This is a genomic window from Pseudomonas frederiksbergensis (genome assembly GCF_001952935.1).
GTDB lineage: Bacteria > Pseudomonadota > Gammaproteobacteria > Pseudomonadales > Pseudomonadaceae > Aquipseudomonas > Aquipseudomonas frederiksbergensis.
This window is the reverse complement of record NZ_CP018319.1, coordinates 1,681,518-1,699,264: the sequence shown is the minus strand read 5'-3', so window position 1 is coordinate 1,699,264 and position 17,747 is coordinate 1,681,518. Positions and strand designations below refer to the sequence as shown.

General features: G+C 59.1%; 14 protein-coding genes and 1 pseudogene. 4 read left to right on the top strand and 11 right to left on the bottom strand.

Going from position 1 to position 17,747, the window contains the following annotated elements; genetic code table 11:
• Positions 1-132 precede the first annotated feature (132 nt).
• The 11 genes and pseudogenes from PFAS1_RS08050 to gcbA all read right to left on the bottom strand — a co-directional run bounded on the left by PFAS1_RS08050 (position 133) and on the right by gcbA (position 13,027).
• Positions 133-1,341, bottom strand: coding sequence for a DUF3426 domain-containing protein (locus PFAS1_RS08050; protein ID WP_076028795.1), 1,209 nt, complete (start codon positions 1,339-1,341; stop codon positions 133-135).
• A gap of 30 nt (positions 1,342-1,371) precedes the next feature.
• Positions 1,372-2,250, bottom strand: coding sequence for a 50S ribosomal protein L11 methyltransferase (prmA, locus tag PFAS1_RS08045; protein ID WP_076028794.1), 879 nt, complete (start codon positions 2,248-2,250; stop codon positions 1,372-1,374).
• Positions 2,251-2,419: 169 nt separating this feature from the next.
• Positions 2,420-3,961: a Fic family protein gene (locus PFAS1_RS08040; protein WP_076028793.1), complete on the bottom strand. Its 1,542-nt coding sequence runs from the start codon at positions 3,959-3,961 to the stop codon at positions 2,420-2,422.
• A gap of 156 nt (positions 3,962-4,117) precedes the next feature.
• The gene (gene accC, locus PFAS1_RS08035; protein WP_017336341.1) at positions 4,118-5,476 is read right to left on the bottom strand and encodes an acetyl-CoA carboxylase biotin carboxylase subunit; all 1,359 of its coding nucleotides are present in this window, start codon (positions 5,474-5,476) and stop codon (positions 4,118-4,120) included.
• Between the two features lie 17 nt (positions 5,477-5,493).
• Positions 5,494-5,955 (bottom strand): acetyl-CoA carboxylase biotin carboxyl carrier protein, encoded by a 462-nt coding sequence (gene accB / locus PFAS1_RS08030; protein WP_008153753.1) that lies wholly within the window; start codon positions 5,953-5,955, stop codon positions 5,494-5,496.
• A gap of 46 nt (positions 5,956-6,001) precedes the next feature.
• Positions 6,002-6,454, bottom strand: a complete 453-nt coding sequence (aroQ, locus tag PFAS1_RS08025) for a type II 3-dehydroquinate dehydratase (protein ID WP_076028792.1) — start codon at positions 6,452-6,454, stop codon at positions 6,002-6,004.
• A gap of 131 nt (positions 6,455-6,585) precedes the next feature.
• Positions 6,586-8,322 (bottom strand): protein-disulfide reductase DsbD, encoded by a 1,737-nt coding sequence (locus PFAS1_RS08020; RefSeq protein ID WP_076028791.1) that lies wholly within the window; start codon positions 8,320-8,322, stop codon positions 6,586-6,588.
• Between the two features lie 62 nt (positions 8,323-8,384).
• The gene (locus PFAS1_RS08015; RefSeq protein WP_232252215.1) at positions 8,385-8,747 is read right to left on the bottom strand and encodes a hypothetical protein; all 363 of its coding nucleotides are present in this window, start codon (positions 8,745-8,747) and stop codon (positions 8,385-8,387) included.
• A gap of 73 nt (positions 8,748-8,820) precedes the next feature.
• The gene (locus tag PFAS1_RS08010; protein WP_076028789.1) at positions 8,821-9,159 is read right to left on the bottom strand and encodes a polymorphic toxin type 44 domain-containing protein; all 339 of its coding nucleotides are present in this window, start codon (positions 9,157-9,159) and stop codon (positions 8,821-8,823) included.
• A 198-nt stretch (positions 9,160-9,357) separates the two neighbouring features.
• Positions 9,358-9,864 (bottom strand): annotated as a pseudogene (locus PFAS1_RS30360) (methyl-accepting chemotaxis protein); the annotation flags it as partial.
• A gap of 1,492 nt (positions 9,865-11,356) precedes the next feature.
• Entirely contained in the window at positions 11,357-13,027 is a 1,671-nt protein-coding gene (gene gcbA, locus PFAS1_RS08000; protein ID WP_076028787.1) for a diguanylate cyclase GcbA, read from the bottom strand.
• Between the two features lie 286 nt (positions 13,028-13,313).
• Between gcbA and PFAS1_RS07995 the strand changes: the two genes are divergently transcribed.
• From PFAS1_RS07995 to speA, 4 genes are all read left to right on the top strand, one after another.
• Positions 13,314-14,381 carry a DUF2333 family protein gene (locus PFAS1_RS07995; RefSeq protein WP_074873450.1) on the top strand — a complete coding sequence of 356 codons (1,068 nt, stop codon included), beginning with the start codon at positions 13,314-13,316 and terminating at the stop codon, positions 14,379-14,381.
• A gap of 3 nt (positions 14,382-14,384) precedes the next feature.
• Positions 14,385-14,942: an NUDIX hydrolase gene (locus PFAS1_RS07990; RefSeq protein ID WP_074873452.1), complete on the top strand. Its 558-nt coding sequence runs from the start codon at positions 14,385-14,387 to the stop codon at positions 14,940-14,942.
• Between the two features lie 178 nt (positions 14,943-15,120).
• Positions 15,121-15,492 (top strand): translation initiation factor Sui1, encoded by a 372-nt coding sequence (locus PFAS1_RS07985; protein ID WP_074873454.1) that lies wholly within the window; start codon positions 15,121-15,123, stop codon positions 15,490-15,492.
• 218 nt (positions 15,493-15,710) lie between these two features.
• Positions 15,711-17,624 (top strand): arginine decarboxylase, encoded by a 1,914-nt coding sequence (speA, locus tag PFAS1_RS07980; RefSeq protein WP_076028786.1) that lies wholly within the window; start codon positions 15,711-15,713, stop codon positions 17,622-17,624.
• The last annotated feature ends 123 nt before the right edge of the window (positions 17,625-17,747 follow it).

Sequence of the window (17,747 nt, the reverse complement as noted above, 5' to 3'; positions counted from 1 at the left end):
GATACCCGCTCTCGATGACTGGATAAAGGCTGAATTGAACAAATTCTGAACAGCTATTCTGTTATCGCCAGCGGTTTGATATGAGCGGTCAGAGTCGCAAACTGGCCGTCAATGCCGTAACACTGAACCGTTTCACTCGGGCGAATGGAAGCTCAGGCTGTAATTCACCGCTTTTGAGCCTGGATCGAGGATATCCAGCGCGATGTGGATCGGCGTTTGCGGGGGCATTTCCGCCATCCCTTCGAGATCACCGTTGAGGTACTCGCCGGGCTTGAAGCGCCGGCTGGCGATCAGGTGGCCGTTGAGGTCGGCAAAACGCAGCTCCAGCAGTGGGAAAGGCTGGGAGAAGGGCGCGCGATTGTAGATGATCGCGTCGACTACCAGCGCACCCTTGAAGTCCGGGTGACTGCGGACCACCAGGTTGCTGCTTTTGATTTTGGCGATGTCGACTTTGGAAGGCACGGTGCAGCCGATGTGCGGGCACAGTTGCTGGAACCACGGACGGTATTGGTCCTGGCGTGCCAGCTCGTCAAAGTGGTAGGCGACGTATTGACCGGCGAGGCCGGCGACGCCGAGCAGAATCAGCAGCAGCCAGAAAAAGCGTCGACCCCAGGGCGAGCGGCGCTTTTGCCAGTCCAGTTGCAGTGGGTCATCGGTCAGGTCTTGCAGGGCTTCGGCGCGGGCAGCCGGCCCACGTTTTTTGCGCGCAGGCTCGATCGAGGGCAGGTCGTCGTTGATGTGGTCGGTCGCCGACAGGCGTTCGTGATGCAGTGGCACATCGAGTGGATCGTGCAGGCGCAGCTGTGGCGGCACATGTTCATCGTCCAGCTCTACCGGTTCCAGGGACAGCGAAGGTTCGGTGCGCGAGTATTTGCCCGGATCGAGTTCCAGCTCTGGCAAGTCGGTTTCAGTGGTCTGCGCACGATCGGCGGCCGATTCGCTGAACAGGCTGTCGGGCCACGGTTTTTCTTCGTGCTCGACGGTGTCCCGGCTGGCACTCAGGTTGTCTTCGCGCTGTCGGCCGAATTCGGTGGTCGGCTGGATTTCCCGTTGTTCAAGGCGTGCGAGCTCTTCGTCCAGGTCCAGGCTGTCCAGATCCAGCTCGGCCGCCGACCATTGCTTTTGGCTGATGGCACGCGGCTCCGGCGGTTCGACGATGGCCGGGGCAGCCGGCGTGATCGCGTCCTTGCCGGTCCGTTGTTCAAGCAGCTGCTTGGCGGCGTTGAACACCTGCAAGCACGAGCCGCAACGAACCACTCCACGGGCCACGCTCAACTGAGCATGGCTGACGCGGAAGCTGGTTTGACAATGCGGGCACTGGGTGACGAAGCTGTCGGTCATGCGGCAATCCGGTTTATGCAGGCGTTCATTCTAGCGCCGACGGCCAGTGATGCGCACCCAGCCATCGCGATTGGCGATCGGGTCCAGGTCGAAGTCCTCGGCGTAAGCCTTGGCGACTTCTTCACCTTGCTCGGCAAGGATCCCCGACAGTGCCAGACGACCGCCAGGCTTGACCAGGCTGGACAACTGCGGCGCCAGGGAAACCAGCGGGCCGGCAAGAATGTTGGCCACCAGCACATCGGCCTGAACCTGCGGCAAATCTTGCGGCAGATACAGTGGGAAGAGTGTTTCGGCAATGTTGTTGCGTCCGGCGTTATCGCGGGAGGCCTCCAGGGCTTGCACGTCGATATCGGTACCGACGGCTTCCTTGGCGCCCAGCAGCAGGGCGGCAATCGCCAGAATCCCGGAGCCGCAGCCGAAGTCCAGAACATTGCAGTCTTTCAGGTCCTGGCCGTCGAGCCATTCCAGGCACAGTGCGGTGGTCGGGTGGGTTCCGGTGCCGAACGCCAGGCCCGGATCCAGCAGCAGATTTACCGCGTCAGGCTCTGGCGCGGCGTGCCAGCTTGGAACGATCCACAGGCGCTGGCCAAAGCGCATCGGCTGGAAACCGTCCATCCAGCTGCGTTCCCAGTCCTGGTCTTCGATGACTTCGCTGTGATGCTCGGGCAACGGGCTGCCGGTCAGCAACTCAAGGTGGGCCAGTACGGTGGCGGCTTCGGTGCCACCTTCGAACAGGGCCAGCAGGTGCGTGTGCGACCACAGCGGGGTGGTATTGAGTTCCGGTTCGAAAATCGGCTGATCTTCAGCGTCCATGAAGGTCACCGATACGGCGCCCACTTCAAGGAAAGCGTCTTCGTAGGTTTCGGCTTGTTCTGGGCTGATGGCGAGACGGACTTGCAGCCAAGGCATGGCGGGCACCTTTGAAAAATATTGATTGCAGCCTAGCGGGCTGCGAGAAGCGCGCAAGTTTACGCGAGCGCGGAGGTTTTGTGGGGGCGGCCTTGCTCGCGTGCACATTATGAAGCCTTCAGAAACAACAAAGCCGCTCGGAAGCGGCTTTGTTAGTCTGGATCACATATTAATGCTGATGCCCTGCATTATTGGCTGTGAGCCATTGCAGGCCTTTGTTTGTCAGGCGATAGCGTTGCAGTCGGCTGTTGGGGCGTTCAGGCAGCGTCATTTCAAGCACCCCGGCGGCCATGGCCGGCAGTATGTAAGCCTTGCGGAAGTGGTCGGCGTTTTTCAGGCCCATACTGGTCTGAAGTTCCAGCCTGCTCATGTTTCCTTCAATGGCCCTCAGCACCGAAGCGACTTCCATGTTGACTTCCATGTTGACTTCCATGGTTGTTGCTTCTGCTCTCTGTGACTGAGGGTGCGCTGGAAGCCGTATGACATACGAAATTCGATCATCGTCGGTTTCAAATAATGGCGCAGGTGAGCCATTGACCGCCATGACCTTGAGGATTTTTGGGATGCCAGTCGAGCGGCCTTCGGTCAGACTCAGTTCTTTCAGGAACTCACCAATTCGCCGGTTACGGTAGCGGCGGCTCACGGCGCGGCCTATTCGCAGGTCCTCCATTCGAATCGAGCGGTCTGGCCCCGGGAAGCTCAGAATCACCAATTCCTCCTGGCTGATGCGGACCTCAATCGGTTCGCGTTCTTCATAGGACCGGTGATAAACGGCATTGACCAGTGCCTCTTCAATTGCTGCGAAGGGGAAATTCCAGATCCGTGTAGCTTCGGCGCGGCCAGCATGCTTGATCACTGTTTCATGCAGGTAATTGCGCTGGATATAAGCCAGTGATTCGCGGGTTATGGTTGCCAGTGGCCCCTTGAAAATCTTTTCGTCAAAGCGATCACCGCCAGCGCCCTCCGGAAACCACAGCACATCAATCTGTGTGCCGGGGAAGAATCGCTCTGGGGCTGGGCTAAAGAACATCAGTCCTGCATTTTTGGGCCATGGCGACTCGGTCGGGCCGCCCACGACGTTCATTTGTCGCCCTAGCGCTTCGGTAGACAGAACCGCTGCATCCTCGGCCAGGGCACTGCCCACTTCTTGCAGGAAGCTTTGCATTAGAGGTTTGGATAGATCGCTGACACGAGCGCCCAAATTGAAGCGATCATCGAAAGGCACCTTGGCAGTAAGGCTCAAGAGTTCTTGTTCGGTTTCGCCCTTGGCTTCCACCGTGCTGCTGTAGCGACGGATGTAGTAGTGCAAGCTTCTGTGTTTGGCTGTCACTGCGGCCGGAGCTTTATAGGGACGATTTTGCCCGCCGGGCGCCCATAGCACGATCAACTTGCGACCTTCGACCTCTTCCATACTCAACACTGGAAAGTAAGCAGGCTGAATTGATTGGCAAGCCGCTAGCAGTTCGAGCTGGATCTTGTCGAGTAATTGATCGGAAAGTCCCAGTGGAGGAAAGATCGGCTGACCATTGGCATCGCAATCCTGCCCAATCACAACGTAACCACCGCCCAGGTTTTCGAAGTCGTTGGCGAAAGCGCAGAGCGTGCGAATGATCGGATCAGGATTCCAACCCGATTTGTATTCGATTCGCTCACCCTCGACTGTCCGCTGGCGCAGGAGATCGTTGAGATTGATGGGCAGTTTTTCAGGCATGGGCTGGCTCTGGTTCGTCGGCGTTGCGCTGATAAGAGGGCGATTATAGCCAGCCAGGACGGGCCAGTGCCTGTCAGATTAGCCGCGCAAGGACGGATGAAACCTTCAGAAACAACAAAGCCGCCCGAAGGCGGCTTTATTGGTATGGATCACAGCTTAATGCTTGTCGCCAGCCAGCTTGTGTTCCAGGTAGTGGATGTTGATTCCACCTTTGCAGAAGCCTTCATCGCGGACCAGGTCGCGGTGCAGCGGGATGTTGGTCTTGATCCCGTCGACAACGATTTCGTCCAGCGCATTGCGCATGCGCGCCAGGGCTTCGTCACGGGTTGCGCCGTAGGTGATCAGCTTGCCGATCAACGAATCGTAGTTCGGCGGAACGGCATAACCACTGTACAGGTGCGAATCGACGCGAACGCCGTTGCCGCCTGGTGCGTGGAAATGCTTGACCGTGCCTGGGCTCGGCATGAAGGTTTTCGGGTCTTCGGCGTTGATTCGGCATTCCAGTGCATGACCGCGGATAACCACGTCTTCCTGGGTGTACGACAGCTTGTTGCCAGCGGCGATGCTGAGCATCTCCTTGACGATGTCGATGCCGGTTACCATTTCCGAAACCGGGTGCTCAACCTGAACGCGGGTGTTCATTTCGATGAAATAGAACGCGCCGTTCTCGTACAGGAACTCGAAAGTACCCGCGCCACGGTAGTTGATGTCGATGCAAGCCTTGACGCAGCGTGCGAGGACTTCAGCCCGAGCCTTCTCGTCGATGCCCGGTGCCGGCGCTTCTTCGAGGACCTTCTGGTGACGACGTTGCAGCGAGCAATCGCGGTCACCCAGATGGATGGCGTGGCCCTGGCCGTCGGAAAGTACCTGGACTTCCACGTGACGTGGGTTGGTCAGGAATTTTTCCAGATAGACCATCGGGTTGCCGAACGCCGCGCCAGCTTCGGAGCGGGTCAGTTTCGCCGAGGAGATCAGGTCTTCTTCTTTATGCACAACGCGCATGCCGCGACCACCGCCGCCGCCAGCGGCTTTGATGATCACCGGGTAACCGACTTCACGACCGATGCGCAGAGCCGTTTCTTCGTCTTCCGGCAACGGGCCGTCGGAACCCGGAACGGTTGGAACGCCAGCCGCGATCATGGCGTGCTTGGCCGATACCTTGTCGCCCATCAGGCGAATGGTGTCGGCTTTCGGGCCAATGAAGGCGAAGCCGGAGTTCTCGACCTGTTCAGCGAAATCAGCGTTTTCCGCAAGGAAGCCGTAGCCAGGGTGAATGGCGGTAGCGCCAGTCACTTCAGCCGCGGCAATGATTGCCGGGATGTGCAGATAAGAGTGCGCGGCCGAGGCCGGGCCGATGCAAACGGATTCGTCTGCCAGGCCCAGGTGCATCAGCTCTTTGTCAGCCTTGGAGTAAACGGCGACAGTCTTGATGCCCATCTCTTTGCAGGCACGCAGAATCCGCAGGGCGATCTCACCGCGGTTGGCGATCAGAACTTTTTCCAACTTCGCAGTCATCAAAGTCTCTCCGCGGTTCAAACGATGGTGAACAGCGGTTGGTCGTACTCAACCGGCTGGCCGTCTTCGACGAGGATAGATTCGATCACACCGCTGGATTCAGCTTCGATGTGGTTCATCATCTTCATGGCTTCGACGATGCACAGGGTGTCGCCTTTCTTCACGGTCTGGCCGACTTCAACGAAGGACGGCGAGGATGGCGAAGATTTGCGATAGAAGGTACCGACCATAGGCGAACGGGCAACGTTGCCGTTCAGAACTGGCGCGGCCGGAGCAGCAGGTGCGGCGGCGGCAACCGGGGCAGCAGCAACAGGCGCAGGCGCCGGAGCATGCATTGGAGCCGGTGCGTAGTACTGCTGAGCCGGGGTCTTGCTGTGACGGCTGATGCGTACGGACTCTTCGCCTTCCTTGATCTCGAGCTCGTCGATGCCGGACTCTTCCAGCAGTTCGATCAGTTTCTTAACTTTACGGATATCCATGAATCATCAACTCCCAAGGGTCGGTCAGGGGCGTTACGCTTGTTGTTCAAGCCGTTGCCTGTCTTTCAAGCAGCTCTAATGCGGCCTCCAGGGCCAGTCGATAACCGCTGGCGCCAAGGCCGCAGATCACTCCCACCGCTACGTCGGAGAAGTAAGAGTGATGGCGGAAAGGTTCGCGTTTGTGCACGTTAGACAAATGCACTTCGATGAATGGGATGCTCACCGCCAGCAGCGCGTCACGTAATGCGACACTTGTGTGTGTAAAAGCTGCTGGGTTGATCAGAATGAAGTCCACACCTTCGCTGCTGGCAGCGTGGATGCGGTCGATCAATTCGTACTCGGCGTTGCTTTGCAGGTGCAGCAAATGGTGGCCGGCTTCACGGGCACGGCGTTCCAGGTCCTGGTTGATCTGCGCCAGTGTCGTAGCGCCATAGGTGCCCGGTTCACGGGTGCCGAGCATGTTCAGGTTGGGTCCGTGCAGAACCAGTAGCGTCGCCATCTGCTGTTCCTTGTTATCTGTGTGCAAGTGTCAGAACCCGGCGACTATGCCGCAAAGCCTTTGTGACTGTCCAGTTCTATGCAATAGCCAGCACGATGGCCGATGTTTGCGCGAAATATGTGACCGGCTCATTAAATCCGGTCATTTGCTTTCGCAACACGTTCGGCGAAGTCGGTGGCGCTGATCTCGCCGATCACTCGCACATCGGTCTGTTCGACGCCGTCCTTGCCGAAAAACATCAGCGCTGGCGGGCCGAACAGTTTGTAGCGGTCAAGCAGGGCGCGTTGCTCCGCATTGCTCGCGGTAATGTCGAAGCGGATCAGTCGATAGCCTTTGAGAAGCGCGACGACCCTGGCGTCGTTGAGCACTTTATGTTCGATGACTTTGCAACTGATGCACCAGTCGGCGTACCAGTCGAGCAGCAGCGGGGTGCCCGACGATTTGGCTTCGGCGAGGGCGCGGTCCAGGTCGGCCGGAGTGCTGACGGTTTGCCAGGTGCTGGTGTTTTGCGGCTGCTCATTGCCGGCAACCGTGCGCGGCTGGCTAATCGGATTGAGTGGATCGGTCTGGCCGCTGAACGCTCCGTACCAACACGCCAGCGCATAAAACAGCAGGAACATCCCCAGCAACTGGCCCAGGCGTTTTCTCGGCGGTTTGTAGACGAATTCCAGCGCCCCCATAAATAACCCGACGCCGCCGGCCAGCAAGCCGATCAGCAGCAACGTGATCTGGCCCGGCAGTATTCGACTGAGCAGGCCGATCGCCAGCCCCAGCAACAGAACGCCGATCGCGTTTTTCACATAGATCAGCCAAGGGCCGCTTTTCGGCAGCCAGGCGGCGCCGCCGGTGGCGACCAGCAACAGCGGTGCGCCCATGCCAAGGCCGAGCATGAACAATTTCAGACCACCACCCACTGCATCGCCGCTGGCGCTGATGTACAGCAGCGCGCCGGCCAGCGGTGCCGAGACGCAGGGCGACACCAACAGGCTGGAAACCACGCCCAGTACGGCAGCGCCCCACAACGAACCACCTTCGGTGCGACCGGCGATCCGATCCAGCCGACTGCTGATAGCGTGAGGCAGCTTGAGTTCGAAGACGCCAAACATCGCCAAGGCAAACAGCGCAAAAAACAGCGCAAACGGCACCAGTACCCACGCCGATTGCAGCCGCGCCTGAAGATTGAGCTGTGCGCCGAACATCCCCATCAACGCCCCGAGCAGGGCGAAGCAGACGGCCATTGGCAGCACATAAGCGAGGGACAGAGTGAAACCGCGCAAACCACCCACCTGACCGCGTAACACCACGCCGGACAGAATCGGCAGCATCGGCAGCACACACGGCGTGAACGTCAGGCCTACGCCCGCGAGGAAGAACAGCGCCAGTTCGCGCCAGCTCCAGGCCGCAGGCCCGCCTGTGCCATCAATACTCAGGCGCTCGGTCTCGGGTGGATAGCACAAGCCTTTGTCGGCGCACCCCTGGTACGTAACCGCCAGGGTGAAGGCGCGTTGATCGCTGCGCGGCAGTTCGACGTCGAGAATGCCGCGGTAGACCTCGACATCGCCGAAATACTCATCGTGCTTCTGTTCGCCCTTGGGCAGTTGTGCGGCGCCCAGGCCAACATCGGCCGGGTCGGCGCGAAACTGAAAGCGGTGCCGGTAGAGGTAGTAGCCCTCGGTGGCGACGAAACGCAGTTTGATCGATTGCGGTGTGCTTTCTATCAGGCTCAGTTGAAACGCTTCACGCACCGGCAGAAAGTCGGCGCTGTTGTTGATCGAGCCCAACGTCGAACCGGGCCGACTGTCCAGCAAACCGGCGGCGGAGGCCGGCAGGGCGAGCACTAAAAACAACAGGCAGAGCAAACGGCGCATGACAATCTCGCGTATCGAAAGTGAGGGCATGATAGCGGACGGCGACGCGTGTTGCCTCGCTCCTACGGCAATGCGCTGGAGTGGTTGCACAGGTTGATAGTTACAGGGGTGTAGTGGGTGTTGTCGGTATGCCGAAACAGCGTGCTGCTGTGATACTCGTAGACTTCATGGTTGGTCGACACATTGATGACCGAGCCTTGGACATCGACCTTTATGGCTGGGTCTCGGGTGACGAGAAACGGACCAGCAGTCTTGAGTTCAGACACTATTTGTTCGTCGGATGTCAGTTCGCGATAGGCATAGTATCGATAGCTGAACGGCACGGTTGCTCCGCCTCGATCATCCTTGACACCGTAGATGAAGCCATTTTCGCCCAGGGGGAGTTTGAGTACGACATCGGTCAGCACCGGGGGGCTGGAAGACATAAGCCAAGTCCAGCCGATGTAAACCAGGCATGCCGCTAGCAAACAAGAGGTGACGATTGTGTATGCGGTTTTTTTAGTAGTTCCTGAACCGGGCATACCTGACTCCTTTTTTGATCCATTCCTGATCCGCTGGATCATCGCCAAAAGGAGCCTCGCTCCACCAGCTTCCAAATTCTACTTTTGTCGTTTTTGCCTGTGTCTGGGCAAGACCGGCTGCGCGTAACAGGACATTTTCGGAAAATCCCGCAGCAATCCCGGCCGCGCCGTAGTTGAAATTACCAAAAGCCTCATAGTCAGAAGACAGTTTTTTGTAATCCCAAGGGCCGCGATTTCTGACTTGGGTATAGAACCAGGAGTAAATGAATGCGGATCCCTCTTTCAAAATTTTTTTCTTATGGAAGGCAACTGCCATGTTTTCCTCCACAGATACGCCTGGGGGCGAAGGTGGAACTATCACGGGGCACTCCTGTTGCGCGCACGATTAATAGAAGCGCTAAACCCTAGCATCAACACGACGACTAAAAACCACTGCATGGCGAAATAGGAATTTTCATACGAGCGCTTAGACGGCGACGGTGCAGATCATCAGTTGGATCCGGGCCCGCAGCCTTTAGACCCGGAAGGCCTGGACGGCGGTATGCAAGCGTCCACCCAGCACCAACAAATTTTCCCCCTGCACGCGTCCCTCGCCGATGCGCAGCAAGTTATCCCCACCCAATTGGTGAATCCGCTCACTGTGATCGCGGATTTCGCTGACGGCGCCGCTCTGCTGGGCGGTGACATCGGCGATGCGTACGGCGGTGTCGGAAATGGTCTGGATCGCGCCGACGATTTTATCCAGTGCACCGTCGGCGGCCTGGGCCTGATTGGCGGTAGCTTCGGCGTGTTCGACCTGAGCGCGCATGCCTTCCACCGATTGACGCGCCGCGGTTTGCAAACCGGCGATCAATGTCTGGATCTCTGCCGTGGCGCCGGCGGTGCGTTGTGCCAGTGAACGAACTTCTTCGGCCACCACCGCAAACCCTCGGCCCATTTCCCCGGCCCGGGCGGCTTCGATGGCGGCGTTCAGGGCCAGCAGGTTGGTCTGGTCGGCAATCGAACGGATGACCGTCAGCACGCCGCCAATGGTGGCCGACTCCTCGGCCAGGTGTTCTATCATTTGCGCGTTGCCTTGCACTTCGCCGACCAGCGCGTGGAGCCCGGTGAGGCTCAAGCCGATGACTTTCTGGCCTTGCTCCACCGCCAGCCCGGCATGGCGGCTCGCGTCGGCCGCCTGGCTGGCATCGCCGGCAACCTGTTGAATGGTCGCTTCCAGCTCGCCGAGAGAATCACGGATCAGTGCCGTGTCGCCGGCCTGATGTTCGGCGCCGCTGTGCAGGTCATTGCTCAGTTCGGCCAGGGTTCGGCTACTGCCGGCGACCTGTTCGGCGTTGAGGCGAATGGTCCCGACCAGGTCCACGAGGTATGCGCGCAAGCGATTGAGCGACGCTTCGATGTCGTGCAACTCACGGTTGGTTTTACCCAATTGAATGTCTCGGCTGAAGTCGCCCTCGGCCCAGGTCGAAAGGGCCGGGGCGAGGTTGGTGAGCGTCCGGGCCAGTTTCCGTTGCAAGGTGTCGATCAACAAAGCAATCAGCAGGATCAAGCCGATCATCACACCTTGCATCAGCCGCACTTCGCCCTGGATCTGTCCGTGCTGGGCGCGAACCACCGGCTCCAGCCCGGCAATGGCCTGCTGCACGGCGGCGATTTTCAGGTGAGTGGCGGCGCTGAGATCGGTGCGTTTCTGGATCTGATCACGCGTGCGCGAGAGTTCGGCGGGATAGCGCGTCAGCAGGCTGTTGAGTTCGCGTTTGAGGCCAACGCCAGCATCCTCGGCAACAGTTTTTTCGGTGTTCTCCAGGCCCATCATCGCGGCGAAATCATCGGTGCCGGATTCGCTGCTGCTGGCTACACCCAGCAGCGGCAAAGCACTCAACAATTCAGCCTGAGTGCGGATGTTGGCGAGTTCACGCTCGACATCGGCGGCCAATTCGCTGCGGCCGCTGCTGACCAGTTTGTCCCGGGCCAGAGACAACTTGCCCAAGTGCTGGGCGGCGGCGAGCAACGGCGTCAGATACGCCGCGTCAGCGCTGGCGTACCGGCTGAGCTGATCGAGGCTGGCACCGAGTTCGCGTTCGGCCTGCAGCAGCAGCGCTTGCGGATCGCCGGCGAGTTTGCCAGCGGCCAGCAGGTCGGTTTTGCTGAATTCTTCGAGGTTCGACAGGCTCGGGCGCAAGGTGTCGGCCAAGGCCGGCGGCAACTCGCCGAGCTCCTTTTGCACGCCGTCGATGGCCTGACTGGCACCGCTCAGGCGCAGGGCATCGCCGCTGGCGAGGTAGTCGCCGATATTGCGCGCGACTTCATTTTGAAATTGCTGGGACAAGCCCAGGTAACGCTCCATCAAAAGATAGGGGCGCTCCAGGGCCTTTTGCGACCACCACAGTGTGGCGCCGAGGGCCACGCACACGGCGACTAAAAGGAGGGTATTGAGATTGGTCAGCAGCTTCAGGCGCATCGCGGGTCTACCAACGGCAGAATGTTAAGCGCCTGAATTTATTGCGTTTGTATTACAGGGTTATGACCGAATGGGTCGATTCCGATGAAAAGGTGGCACTTTGCTTTGATGTTCGCGCAGCCTGCACGCGATTGCGTCCGGCGTCTTTTGCGCGATACAGCGCTTCGTCGGCCTGGCTGGCCATCATCAGGCTGTCGGAGTGTTCACACAGTTCCACCACGCCAGCGCTGAACGTGCACCAGAGGTCTTGCGGTTGAGCCGGGTAGTGAATCTCGGCAAAGCGCCGACGGATTTCGTCGAGCACTTTGTGGGCCGATTCGAGATCGGTGTCCGGCATGACAATCGCGAACTCTTCACCGCCGTAACGGCCGATGAAATCGGTCTTGCGCAAGCGTTGCTTGAGAAACAGCGCCAGGCTCTTGATCACCCGATCGCCCATGGGGTGGCCGTGGCTGTCGTTGACTCGTTTGAAGTGGTCGATGTCGAGCATCGCAAAGCTCAGCGGCTTGTTTTCGCGGCGGGCGCGGAAGCTGCAGTCTTCGAGCAATTGCAGAATGTGCGTGTGGTTGTACAGCCCGGTGAGGCTGTCGCGGACCATTCGCGCTTTTAGATTGCGCGCCCGTGCCGCGCGGTTGCGCACGGTGGTGATCAGGTGCCGGGGCTTGATTGGTTTGGTCAGGAAGTCGTCGCCGCCCTCGCTCATGGCGTCGAGCTGTTTGTCCAGATCGTCTTCGGCCGACAGGTAAATGATCGGCACGCTGACGTAACGGTCGTTATGCCGGATCACTTTGGCCAGTTCAGTACCGGTGCAGGCTGGCATGTACATGTCGAGGATGATCAGGTCTGGCTGGAAGTCTGCGAGCTCGGCCATGGCCTGGATCGGTTCGATCAAGGTTCGCGTGACGATCCCGGCGCTGTTGAGCAGGCGCTCGGTGTGCAAGGCCTGGGCGCGGGAGTCATCGATGATCAGCACTTTATAAGGTTCGTACTGGGCGACGCAGGTCAGGACTTCGATTTTCTCCAGCAGGCTCGAGGCTTCGAGGGTGCCGGTCAGGAATTCCTGGCCTCCGGCCCGCACGGCGGCGAGACGAGTAGGGGTATCGGTTTCGTGCAGGCTGAAGAACAACAGCGGCAATTGATGGTCGAGGCCTTCCTGGGCTTCGGCAGCCAGTTTCAGACCGATGCCGGTGCCACTGAAGTCCACGTCCATGACGATCGCCGCGGGCAAGCGCTCGACCATCGAAGAGCGGAACGCCGCAACGCTGTCGAGGGCTTGCGCGCTGAGTCCGAAGAATTCCAGTTGTTTGGCCAGGCGCTCGCCACGGTCATGATCCTGCAGCATCACGTAAACCGGCTTGCGCAGGGGTGGCAGAAAGGTCTGGTCCAGCTGATCGCCATGGCGCAGGCCAGTGCGTGACAAGCGTTGCATCAAGCGATTGAGGTCAGTGATCAATCCGCTGCTCAGGCGTCCGCGATTGGCATCGACAGCCTCCAGCGACTGACCGATGTGGCGTGCCAGCTGGGAGTGTTCAGGTTGTTCGAAGCGCTCGGCGAAACGCAGCAGGCGCAGGTTGGCCTCGCTCAGTTCCGATAGGTCGGTGGTGGACCACTCGCTGCGTTGCAGGCGCTGCCATATCTCAAGAATTTGACGTGCCTGATGAATTACCCGCTGGGCAAAGTGGTGCTTGAGGCGCTCACGGCTGGGGTCTTCTGGCTCGGTCATATCCTGACAACTAGTTAGGGGGCATGCTGAGGTTGACTGGTGGCTCTATGCTAGCACCTCTTTTCCATCGCATGAGTGTCGTACGTCAATTAACTGTAAAGCGACCTGATTCAGTTAATGACCGACTGGTCGCATAGGATCGAAGCTGTGCTTCATTTATAGTGGCCGTCGATCGTGGCTATTGTGCGGGTAGTGTTGACGCAGGATTTAATGCGCGGCAAACGAGGCACGATGAGATAGGGTTGTGGTCGAACCGATGAACTCAAGTGATTGAAAGGATATCGCCATGCTGGACTGGAAGAACCGCGCGGGCAGCGCGCCTGAACGTGCCGCTGAACCGAAATCGGCCACCCGTAGTTACCTGGGTGGCCTGTTGTTCAGTCGGGCGCTGGCCACTCTGATTGGCTTGTACTTGCTGGTGGCTATTGCGCTGGGCTGGTACTGGAGCCAGGAACCTGCGCTGTTTCCGGTTCAGCAGAATGCCCAGATGGCCGCCGAGAAAGAAGGCAAGCAAATGGTCATCGGCTACACCACGGTCGAAACCCTCAAGACTGTCGCCGGTACTTTGCTAACTAAACCGGGTGGCTATATTTCCAACGACCGTTTCCCGCCGGGCCTGTGGATGGATAACACGCCGAGCTGGGAATATGGCGTGCTGGTCCAGGTCCGCGACCTGACGCGAGCCTTGCGTAAAGACTTCGCCCGCTCGCAATCGCAATCTGCCGAAGACTCCGATCTGGCCAAGGCCGAGCCGCGTTTCAACTTCGACAACAAAAGCTGGGTACTGCCATCCAGTGAGTCCGAGTACCAGGAAGGCATGAATTCCCTGAGCCGTTATCAGGCACGCCTGTCCGATCCGTCGCAGAAAAACGCGCTGTTCTATGCCCGCGCCGACAACCTGAACAACTGGCTGGGCGATGTCGGCACCCGCCTGGGTTCGCTGTCGCAACGGCTGTCGGCCAGCGTTGGCCGGGTCAAGCTCAACACCGCGCTGAAAACCGAAGTCGTCGCGCCGGGTCAGGTGCCGCAGGTTGACGAAGAAATCGTCGAAACCCCGTGGATGCAGATCGACAACGTGTTCTATGAAGCACGCGGTCAGGCCTGGGCCTTGTCCCATCTGCTGCGAGCCATCGAAGTCGACTTCGCCGATGTGTTGGCCAAGAAGAACGCCACGGTCAGCGTGCGCCAGATCATTCGTGAACTTGAAGCCTCGCAGGAACCGGTCTGGAGTCCTATGATCCTCAATGGCAGCGGCTTCGGGGTGCTGGCCAACCACTCGCTGGTGATGGCCAACTACATTTCCCGGGCCAACGCCGCAGTGATCGATTTGCGTCAATTGCTCAATCAGGGCTGAGTCATGGTCGATAGCGCCAGAGAGGTCGCGCACCGCGCGGCCTCGGATGCCGAACAGATCGCCTGGGTGGACGAGCAGGACAACCTGCTCGGCGCCCTGGTCCGCTCCGACCTGCGTGAACGCGGGCTGATCGGACGCGGCACTTACATCATGCTGTTCAATTCCGCCGGTGAACTCTGCGTGCATCGACGCACGCTGAGCAAAGCCATTTATCCAGGTTTCTGGGACGTGGCGGCGGGGGGCATGGTGCTGGCGACCGAAACCTACGCCGAATCAGCTGCCCGCGAGCTGGAAGAAGAGCTGGGCGTGAGCGGCGTGGAACTGACCGCCCATGATCACTTTTACTTCGAAGACACCGGTAATCGGCTCTGGTGTTCGGCGTTTTCAGCGGTGTGGGATGGTCCGTTGATCCTGCAACCGGAAGAAGTCCTTGAAGCGCGCTTCATCCCTGTTGATCAAGTCCTGCTGGAAATCCAGCAAAAGCCTTATTGCCCGGACTCTCTGGCCGCCTTGAAGCGCTATCTTCAGGCCCGTGGGGCGGACGTCGCAAAAGAGGCATGAATTGGCGCCGATTGGCTCTTAGCAAGTCGGCTTTTTGCCGTTACACTGCGCGACCTTTTCAAGCTGAACCGGCATTGGCTGGCTCAGTAGCGCTGCCCCTGCCTGAGTGGGGCTTCGCGGTCGATGGCTCCCTCCCGGGTTGCCGCGACCAGTCTTTGTCCTCCCAAGAGGATTGCCGGTGGCCAAAAAAGCCGCATCCTTCGCCGCCCTTGGTGGGCTGGTGTTTTCCACCGACGCAGGTCGTCATTGCCCGGATTGCAGTAAACCGGTGGATGCCTGCATCTGCAAACAGACCGTTATCCCGGCCGGCGACGGCATTGCCCGCGTGCGTCGCGAAAGCAAGGGCCGTGGCGGCAAGACGGTGACCACCATCACTGGTGTGCCGTTGGCCGAAGAGGCGCTCAAGGACCTGGCCACGACGTTGAAAAAACGTTGCGGAACCGGTGGGGCGTTGAAAGACGGAATCATCGAAATCCAGGGCGATCATGTCGAGCTACTCTTGGCCGAGCTGATCAAACACGGTTTCAAAGCGAAGAAGTCCGGCGGCTAGCAGCCTCTGTGAAAACCACCCTCGGCTTGATCCAGTCCTGATCCGATTCAGGTTTGGCGTCGTCTACATGGTTTTCACAGAGCCTGTTCTGACCGGTTTCTAAACTCACTGCGGTCAGCGAGGTCTATCCCCTCGTTGACGAACCGTCATTTTCATTCTTTAGACTGCGCCGGCCTGAACCCAGGCGACGCTCTATGACTTCTTTATAGGGGACTTCAATGTCCGTACGACGCACACGCAAAGACGATGGCAGCCAATGGACAGTTGCGGACAGCCGCAGTGTTTACGGGATTCGCCATTGGGGGGCCGGGTACTTCGCGATCAATGACGCCGGTCGCGTCGAAGTTCGTCCGAACGGTCCGACCAGTTCGCCTATCGACCTGTTCGAGCAAGTCGACCAGCTGCGTAAAAGCGGTTTGTCCTTGCCGTTGCTGGTGCGTTTCCCTGACATTCTGCAAGACCGCGTGCGTCAGTTGACCGGCGCGTTCGACGCGAACATCGAGCGTCTGGAATACCAGAGCAAGTACACCGCGCTGTACCCGATCAAGGTTAACCAGCAAGAAGCGGTGATCGAGAACATCATTGCCACCCAGGACGTGTCCATTGGTCTTGAAGCCGGCTCCAAGCCTGAGCTGCTGGCCGTGCTGGCCCTGGCGCCGAAGGGCGGCACCATCGTCTGCAACGGCTATAAGGATCGCGAATTCATTCGTCTGGCGCTGATGGGCCAGAAGCTCGGCCACAACGTGTTCATCGTGATCGAGAAAGAATCCGAAGTCGGTCTGGTGATCGAAGAAGCCGCCTCGCTCAAGGTCAAGCCTCAGGTTGGCCTGCGCGTGCGTCTGTCGTCCCTGGCGTCGAGCAAGTGGGCTGACACCGGTGGCGAAAAATCCAAGTTCGGTCTGTCGGCGGCGCAATTGCTGTCGGTGGTCGAGCGTTTCCGCGCTGCTGGCCTGGACCAGGGCATTCGCCTGTTGCACTTCCACATGGGCTCGCAGATCGCCAACCTGGCGGACTACCAGCACGGCTTCAAGGAAGCGATTCGTTACTACGGCGAACTGCGCAACCTCGGCCTGCCGGTGGATCACATCGACGTCGGTGGCGGTTTGGGCGTGGACTACGACGGTACGCACTCGCGTAACGCCAGTTCGATCAACTACGACATGGACGATTACGCCGGTGTCGTGGTCGGGATGCTCAAGGAATTCTGCGACGCGCAGAACCTGCCGCACCCGAACATCTTCTCTGAAAGCGGCCGTTCCCTGACCGCACACCACGCGATGCTGGTGGTGCAAGTGACCGACGTCGAGAAACACAACGACGACGTGCCGAAAATCGACAACAAGGAAGAACTGCCGGAAACCGTGCAATGGCTGGTTGACCTGCTGGGCCCGACCGACATCGAGATGGTCACCGAAACCTACTGGCGCGCCACTCACTACATGAGCGATGTTGCGACCCAGTACGCCGATGGCAAGTTGACTCTGGCCGAGAAAGCCCTGGCCGAGCAATGCTACTTCGCCGTGTGCCGTCGCTTGCACAACTCGTTGAAGGCGCGTCAGCGTTCGCACCGTCAGGTGCTCGACGAACTCAACGACAAGCTGGCCGACAAGTACATCTGCAACTTCTCGGTATTCCAGAGCCTGCCGGACACCTGGGCCATCGGCCAGGTCCTGCCGATCCTGCCGCTGCATCGTCTCGACGAAGAACCGCTGCGCCGTGCGGTGCTGCAAGACCTGACCTGCGACTCCGACGGCAAGATCAAGCAATACGTCGACGAGCAGAGCATCGAGACCAGCTTGCCGGTGCATGGTTTGAACGAAGGTGAAGACTACCTGCTGGGTATTTTCCTGGTCGGCGCCTACCAGGAAATTCTCGGCGACATGCACAACCTGTTCGGTGACACCGACTCGGTGAACATCTATCAGAACGCTGACGGCAGCGTGTACCACGCGGGTATCGAAACCCACGACACTATCGAAGACATGCTGCGTTACGTGCACTTGTCGCCGGAAGAGTTGATGACCCACTATCGCGACAAATGCGCCAGCGCCCGCATCACCGCCGCCGAGCGTACCCAGTTCCTCGACGCATTGCGTCTGGGGCTGACCCGTTCTTCTTACCTGTCTTCTTGAGGTAAGGCACTGCGCTCACCAGGTTGTCTGAAAATGTTCCGCACGTATCGGAAATTTCAGATGACCTGGTGAGATGCTTCTCGGATTTCACGCGAAATGACTTACATTCCTGGCCATCCAAGT

Coding starts and splice junctions, on each gene's coding strand:
- PFAS1_RS08050 (WP_076028795.1), bottom strand. CDS start 1,341: ATGACCGACAGCTTCGTCACCCAGTGCCCGCATTGTCAAACCAGCTTC.
- PFAS1_RS07990 (WP_074873452.1), top strand. CDS start 14,385: ATGGTCGATAGCGCCAGAGAGGTCGCGCACCGCGCGGCCTCGGATGCC.
- PFAS1_RS08040 (WP_076028793.1), bottom strand. CDS start 3,961: ATGCCTGAAAAACTGCCCATCAATCTCAACGATCTCCTGCGCCAGCGG.
- accB (WP_008153753.1), bottom strand. CDS start 5,955: ATGGATATCCGTAAAGTTAAGAAACTGATCGAACTGCTGGAAGAGTCC.
- gcbA (WP_076028787.1), bottom strand. CDS start 13,027: ATGACCGAGCCAGAAGACCCCAGCCGTGAGCGCCTCAAGCACCACTTT.
- accC (WP_017336341.1), bottom strand. CDS start 5,476: ATGACTGCGAAGTTGGAAAAAGTTCTGATCGCCAACCGCGGTGAGATC.
- PFAS1_RS08015 (WP_232252215.1), bottom strand. CDS start 8,747: ATGTCTTCCAGCCCCCCGGTGCTGACCGATGTCGTACTCAAACTCCCC.
- PFAS1_RS08020 (WP_076028791.1), bottom strand. CDS start 8,322: ATGCGCCGTTTGCTCTGCCTGTTGTTTTTAGTGCTCGCCCTGCCGGCC.
- speA (WP_076028786.1), top strand. CDS start 15,711: ATGTCCGTACGACGCACACGCAAAGACGATGGCAGCCAATGGACAGTT.
- aroQ (WP_076028792.1), bottom strand. CDS start 6,454: ATGGCGACGCTACTGGTTCTGCACGGACCCAACCTGAACATGCTCGGC.
- prmA (WP_076028794.1), bottom strand. CDS start 2,250: ATGCCTTGGCTGCAAGTCCGTCTCGCCATCAGCCCAGAACAAGCCGAA.
- PFAS1_RS07995 (WP_074873450.1), top strand. CDS start 13,314: ATGCTGGACTGGAAGAACCGCGCGGGCAGCGCGCCTGAACGTGCCGCT.
- PFAS1_RS08010 (WP_076028789.1), bottom strand. CDS start 9,159: ATGGCAGTTGCCTTCCATAAGAAAAAAATTTTGAAAGAGGGATCCGCA.